Origin of the sequence: Micromonospora sp. NPDC057141, from assembly GCF_042670805.1 — a bacterium.
Lineage (GTDB): Bacteria > Actinomycetota > Actinomycetes > Mycobacteriales > Micromonosporaceae > Micromonospora.
Map to the genome: position 1 here is coordinate 1 of NZ_JBHUVA010000140.1, position 7,434 is coordinate 7,434.

General features: G+C 77.0%; 1 protein-coding gene. It reads right to left on the minus strand.

Features of this window, described 5'->3' with window-relative positions; all coding sequences use genetic code 11:
• Positions 1-7,434: SDR family NAD(P)-dependent oxidoreductase (locus tag ACFT41_RS31705; RefSeq protein ID WP_377614097.1), on the minus strand; the 7,434-nt coding region annotated here is incomplete at both ends.

Below are 7,434 nucleotides of genomic sequence, written 5' to 3' on the forward strand. Positions count from 1 at the left end.
GACGACGAACACGCCGTATCCACCGTCACCGCCGGCCCCTCGAACCCGAACACGTACGACACCCGCCCCGACGCCACACTCGCCGCCGTACCCGTCATCACGTAGCCCTGCGCGTCCTCGGGAACCCGGTGCAGGCGGGTCACGTAGTCGTGGTGCACGATGCCGGTGAAGACGCCGACGTCCCGGCCCCGCAGCGACGTCGGGTCGATGCCCGCGCGTTCGAGGGCCTCCCACGACGCCTCCAGCAGCAGCCGCTGCTGCGGATCCATCGCCAGCGCCTCGCGCGGGGAGATGCCGAACAGGGCGGCATCGAACAGGGCGGCGTCGTGCAGGAACCCGCCCGCCCGGGTGTAGGACGTCCCGGGGTGGGCGGGGTCGGGGTGGTAGAGCCGGTCGACGTCCCAGCCCCGGTCGGCCGGGAACGGGGTGATCGCGTCGCGTCGCTCGGACACCAGCCGCCACAGCTCCTCCGGGCTGTCGACGCCGCCGGGGAACCGGCCGCTCGTCGCGACGATCGCAATGGGGTCGTCCGCGTCGACCGTCGCGGGCAGGACCGCCCGGTCCCCCGCGTCCCGCACCCCGTGGAGGGCGTCGCGCAGGTGCGCGGCGAGGGCGGCGGGGGTGGGGTGGTCGAAGACGACGGTGGTCGGCAGCTCGACGCCGGTGTGGTCGCGCAGGCGGTTGCGCAGCCGGACGGCGCCGAGCGAATCCATGCCCAGGTCCTTGAAGGGCTGCCCGAGGTCCAGGTCCGCGTCCGGGCGGTGGCCGAGCACGACGAGGGCGCTCTCCCGGACGAGATCCACGAGATCCACGAGGTCACGCGGGGCGGAGACGGCGGACGGGGCAGGGACGGCGGGCGGCGCGGAGACGGCGGGCGGGGCGGGTGCGTGCGCGGGCGGGGACGCAGCGGTCTCGTGCTCGGCGGTCTCGTGCTCGGCGCCGATCCAGAAGCGCTCGTGCTGGAAGGCGTAGGTCGGCAGGTCCGGGCCGAGGGTGGCGGTGCCTGACCGGCCGAGGATGGCGGGCCAGTCGACGGCGATGCCGCGCACGTGCAGGCCGGCGACGGCGGTGAGGACGGCGAGCGGCTCGTCCGTGCCGGCGGGCAGGCTGGTCAGGCAGGCGGCCTCCGGCATGTCCGGCGCTTCGAGCAGCATGGCGGTCAGCGCCCCGCCCGGGCCGGCTTCGAGGAAGGTCGTGGCCCCCTCGGCCCGCAGCGTCGACACCGCGGCACCGAAGCGGACGGCGTGCCGCAACTGCCGCACCCAGTAGCCGGCGGTGCCGAGTTCCCCGCCGGTGTCGAGGGCACCGGTGAGAGTGGACACGATCGGGATGGCGGCGCTGCCGTAGGTCAGGCCCTCGGCGACGGCGCGGAACTCGTCGAGCGCCGGCTCCATCAGCGCGGAGTGGAACGCGTGGCTGACGCCCAGCCGGCGCGTCCGGTGGCCGTCCCGGCGCAACCGGTCCACGACCGCTTCGACGGCCTGCCGCTCGCCGGAGAGCACCAGCGACTCGTCGCTGTTGACGGCGGCCACGCAGACGATCCCGGTGGCCTGGCGCAGCAACGGCTCGACGTCCGCCTCGGTGGCCCGGACGGCGGTCATCGCGCCGCCGGCGGGCAGCGCGTCCATCAGCCTCGCCCGCGCGGCGACCAGCCTGGCGGCGGCGCCCAGGTCCAGCACCCCGGCGACGTGGGCCGCCGTGATCTCCCCGATCGAGTGCCCGGCCAGCAGCGCGGGCCGCACCCCCCACGAGGCGAGAAGCCGGAACAACGCGGTCTCCAGGGCGAACAGGGCGGGCTGGGCATAGAGGGTGCGGTCGATCAGCTCCGCGCCGGGCGTTCCGGGCGCGGCGGACAGGACCTCGGCCAGCGGCCGGGGCAGGTGCCCGCCGAGCTGCCGTTCGACCTCGGCGACCGCCTCGGCGAAGGCGTCCCGGAAGACGGGGTGGCAGCGGCGCAGCCCGGCGCCCATGCCCGCCCACTGGCTGCCCTGCCCGGTGAACACCACGGCGACGGCACCCTCGCCGGCGGTGCCCGTGACCGTGGCCCCGCCGGCCTCCCCCCGTTCGAGGTCGCGCAGCTCGCCCACCAGATGATCGCGGCCGGTCGCCAGGATCACCGCGCGCCGGTCGAGGTGGCTGCGGGCCGTCGCCTGGGCGTGGGCGACGTCGCCGAGCGGCAGCGCGGCCGGGGCGGCGGCGACGAACGCGGCGACCCGGCCGGCCTGGCCGCGCAGGCCGGCCGCGGTGCGCGCCGACACGACCACGGGCACGAGGGCGGGATCGGCTGCCGGGGGTGTGCTCGGGGGGTCGCCGGCCGGCGCGGCTTGTTTCTCCTCGTCGCCGTGCTCTTCACCGGCCTCCAGGACGATGTGGGCGTTCGTGCCGCCGATGCCGAAGGACGAGACACCGGCCCGGCGGGGGCGGCCGGCCTCCGGCCAGTCGCGGGCCTCGGTGAGCAGCCGTACCCCGCCCGCCGACCAGTCGACGTGCGACGACGGGCGGTCCACGTGCAGGCTGGCGGGCAGCACGCCGTGCCGCATGGCCATGACCATCTTGATGACACCGGCGGCACCGGCGGCGGCCTGGGCGTGGCCGATGTTCGACTTCACCGATCCCAGCCACAGCGGCCGGTCCGGGTCCCGTTCCCTGCCGTACGTCTCCAGCAGCGCCTGCGCCTCGATCGGGTCACCGAGCCTCGTGCCGGTGCCGTGCGCCTCCACCGCGTCGACGTCGGCGCAGCCGAGCCCGGCGTTCGCCAGGGCGGCGCGGATGACCCGTTGCTGGGCGGGACCGCTCGGTGCCGTCAGGCCGTTCGACGCGCCGTCGGAGTTCACCGCCGACCCACGGACGACTGCGAGAACCTGATGGCCGTTGCGGCGCGCGTCGGAGAGGCGCTCGACCAGCAGCAGGCCGGCGCCCTCGGACCAGCCGGTGCCGTCGGCCGCGTCGGCGAACGGCTTGCACCGCCCGTCGGGGGCCAGGCCGCGCTGGCGGGAGAACTCGACGAACGTCTCGACGGTGCCGATGACGGTGACGCCGCCGGCCAGGGCGAGCGAGCACTCCCCCTGTTGCAGCGCACGCACCGCCAGGTGCAGGGCCACCAGCGACGACGAGCACGCCGTGTCGACGGTGATCGCCGGGCCCTCGAAGCCGTAGTGGTAGGCGATCCGGCCGGACACGACGCTGCCGGAGCTGCCGGTGAGCCGGAATCCCTCGGACCCGGGGGACCGGTGCAGCCGCATGCTGTAGTCGTGGCTGTTGATGCCCGCGAACACGCCGACGTCGCGGCGGGGCAGGGTGGTCGGGTCGATGCCGGCGCGTTCGAAGACCTCCCAGGACGTCTCCAACAGCAGGCGCTGCTGCGGGTCCATGGCGAGCGCCTCGTTCGGCGAGATGCCGAAGAACGCGGCGTCGAAGCCGGCGGCGTCGTCGAGGAACGCGCCGTGCCGCACGTACGTCGTGCCCGGGTGGTCGGGGTCGGGGTGGAACCTGCCGTCCGGCGGCCAGCCACGGTCCGTGGGGAAGCCGGTGACCGCGTCGACGCCGTCGCGCACGACCCGCCACAGGTCCTCGGGGCTGTGCACCCCGGCCGGGAAGTGGCAGGCCATGGCGACGATGGCGACGGGTTCGCCGAAGTCCGCCACGGGTGCGGCGGCGGCCGGGGCCGCGTCGCGGCCGGTGAGGCGGTCCCGCAGGTACGCCGCGAGCGCGGCGGGTCGCGGATGGTCGAACGCGATGGTCGCGCCGAGCGTCAGGCCGGTGTCGGCGGCCAGCCGGTTGCGCAGCTCGATGGCGGTCAGCGAGTCGAGGCCGGCGTCCCGGAACGGCCGGTCGGCGGGCACGGCCTCCAGGCTGTCGTGGAAGAGCACGTCGGCGGTGTGCCGACGCACCAGCCGCAGCAGCGTGGCGAGCTGTTCCGGCTCGCTCAGGCCCGCCAGCCGGGCCGACCCCGGGGCCACGGCCACGGCCCCGGAGTGGGCCTTCGGGCGGCGCGGGGGGACGAGCGCCCGCAGCAGCGGGGCGACGGGTTCGCCGCGGTCGGCGGCGCGCAGCGCGGCGAGGTCGAACCGGGCGGCGACGACGTCCGGGGGCGTGTCCGCGCGCAGCGCGGCGTCGAGCAGCGCCATGCCCTCGTCGGCGCCGAGACCGATCATGCCGCCGCGCCGGGTCCGGGCGAGGTCGACGTCGCTCAGGTGGCGCGTCATGCCGCTCGCCTGGCTCCAGTAACCCCACGCCACGGACACGGCCGGCAGGCCGAGGCGGCGGCGCTCCCGGGCCAGGGCGTCGAGGCAGGCGTTGGCGGCGGCGTAGTTCGCCTGCCCCGGGTTGCCGAGCAGGCCGGCGGCCGAGGAGTAGAGGACGAACGCCGCCAGGTCGCGGCCGAGGGTCAGCTCGTGCAGGTGCCGCGCCGCGTCCAGCTTGGGCCGCAGCACGGTGTCGAGGCGGCGGGGATCGAGCGCGGTGACGACGCCGTCGTCGAGGACCCCGGCGGCGTGCACGACCGCAGTGAGCGGGGCGTCGTCCGGGATGCCGGCCAGCAACTCGCGGACCTGCGCGCGGTCGGCGACGTCGCAGCGGGCGACCGTGACGGTGGCGCCGAGGCCGGTCAACTCGTCGCGCAGGGCCGCCGCCCGGTCGGTGCGGCCACCCCGCGTGGCCAGCAGCAGGTGGCGTGCCCCGTGGCGGGTGATCAGATGCCGGGCGGTGATCGCGCCGAGCAGCCCGGTCCCGCCCGTGATCAGCACGGTGCCGGCCGGATCGAGCGGTCGCGCGGCGGGCGCGTCGCCGTGCGGCGTGTGCACCAGGCGCGGCACCTGCGCGCCTGTCCGGCGTACCCGGATCTGGGGTTCGCCGGTGGCGATCGCGGCGGGCAGCGCGTCCCGGGACTCCTCGTCGGTGGCGACGAGCAGGATCCGGCCGGGGTGTTCCGACTGCGCCGAGCGCACCAGCCCCCACACCGCCGCCGTGGCCGGGTCGTCGCGGTCGGAGGTGTGCACGACCAGCCGGCTGTCCGCCGTGGCCGGGCCGGCCAGCCAGGTCCGCAGCGTCGCCAGGGTGTCGGCGAGCACGGCCCGGGGGTCCCCGCCCCCCGGCACCTCGTGGCGCACGTGCTCCGGCGGTGGCGTCGCCGTCGCGTCGGGCAGGGCGACGTCGACCCAGTCGACGTGGCACAGCGGGGGCCCGGCGGCCGCTGCCGTCGGGTCCGGCCCGGCCGTCACCGTGCCGGACAGCACGGGCGCACCGGCCGGGTCGGTCAGGAGCAGCCGGTGCCCGTCGCCGCAGGCCGCCGACCGGACGGTGAGTTCCGTGGCACCGGTGGCGTGCAGGACGACGTCGGTCCAGCTCACCGGCGTGGTTGCGGGCGCGACGACGGTACGCACGGCCGCGTCGAGCAGCGCCGGGTGCAGCCCGTACCCGTCGGGATCGCCGTCGAGGACCACCCGCCCGGCCTCCGGCGCGGGCAGCGGGGCGGGTTCCGCGAGGGCCGGGGCCAGCAGGCCGTGGGCGTGCCGCGTCCACGGCTCGTCCGCGCCCGCCCCGGCCGCCCGGGTCCAGCACTCGACGGTACGGCGCAGCCCGTCGCCGGGACCGCCGACCGTCACCCGGACGTCGAGCGCGCCGTGGGCGGGCAGCACGATCGGAGCGTCGATGCTCAGGTGAGCGATGCCGGGGGTGCCGGTCTCGTCGCCGGCGCGGACGACGACGTCGAGCAGGGCGGTGGCGGGAACCACCGTGCCGCCGTCCGCCCGGTCGCCGGTGACCCAGGGGAACGACCGCGCCGACCAGCGGGCGACGGCGACGACCCCGCCGGAGTCCGGCTGGGCGACGAGGGCACCGACGAGGGGGTGCCCGGCTTCGCTCAGGCCCACGCCTGCGGCGTCGGCGCGAGCCGTGGTCGCCGCCAGCCAGTAGGGCCGGTGGTCGAAGGCGTACGGCGGCAGCTCGGCCCGCCCCCGGGCGGGCGGGGACACGGCGGTCCAGTCCACGGTGACACCGGTGACGTGCAGCCGGGCCATCGAGATCGCGAGGCGGCGCAGGTCGCCCTCGTCGCGGCGCAGGGATTCCGTGACCACTGCGGTGGCCCCGGCGGCGTCGACGATCTCGGTCACCGGCTGCACGAGCACGGGGTGCGCGCTCACCTCGACGAACGTCGTGAAGCCGTGGTCGAGCAGCGTGGCGACGGCGGGGGCGAAGCGCACCTGGTGCCGCAGGTTGCGCACCCAGTAGCCGCCGTCGAGGCCGCCGTCGGCGGTGATCCAGTCGCCGGTGACGGTGGACAGGAGCGGGATCTGCGGCGCGCGTGCGCGCACCCCGGACAGCGCCGCGCCGAGGGCGTCGGAGACCTGCTCGACCTGCGCGGTGTGCGAGGCGTAGTCCACGGCGACGCGACGGACGCGGACGCCGTCGGCCTCCCACGCGGTCAGGACGTCCTCCAGCGCGGCGGCGGGGCCGGCGACGACCACCGAGGAGGGGCCGTTCACCGCCGCCACCGACACCGGGCTGCCCGCTGCCAGCCGGCGGGCGGCCTCGGCCTCGCCGAGGGCCACCGACGCCATCGCCCCGCCCCCGGCGAGGACGTCGCGGACGAGTCCCGCGCGGACGGCCACGGTCCGCGCGGCGTCCGGCAACGACAGCGCCCCCGCCACGTACGCCGCGGCGATCTCGCCCTGGGAGTGGCCCACCACCGCGCCGGGGACGACGCCCGCCGCCCGCCACACCGCCGCGAGCCCGGCCATCGTCGCGAAGGAGGCGATCTGGACGACGTCCACCCGCGCCGCGAGTTCGGCGGTGAGGTCGCCGCGCAGCGCGTCGACCAGCGAGAAGTCGGCGTACGGCTCGACCGCGGCGGCGCACTCGTGCACCTGCGCGGCGAAGACGGGTGAGCTGTCGAGCAGGTCCCGGCCCATCCCGAGCCACTGCGTGCCCTGGCCGGGGAAGACGAAGGCCACCTTGCCCGGCCGGGCGGATCCCCGCACGGCCCCGGCGTCGCCGCGGCCGTCCGCCACGGCGCGTAGCCGCTGTGCGGCCTCGGCGGGCGACGCCGCGACGACCACCGCACGCTCGTCGAACAACGCCCGCGCCGCGAGGGCCGCGGCGACGTCCGGCAGCGGGGTGTCCCCGGCCGCCACGAACTCGGCGAGGCGCGCCGCCTGCCCGGCCAGGGCGGTCGGGGTCTTCGCCGACAGGGCGAGCGCGGTCGGCGCGTCGGCGGGTGGGACCTGCGGTGGCACCGGCGCGTCGGGGGCCTCTTCGAGGATGACGTGCGCGTTCGTCCCGCTGACGCCGAACGAGGACACCCCGGCGCGGCGGGGACGCCCGGGCCGCGGCCACGGCCGGGCCTCGGTGAGGAGGCGGACGGTCCCCGACGACCAGTCCACCTGCGACGTCGGCTCCCCCACATGCAACGACGCCGGCAACACCCCACGCCGCAAC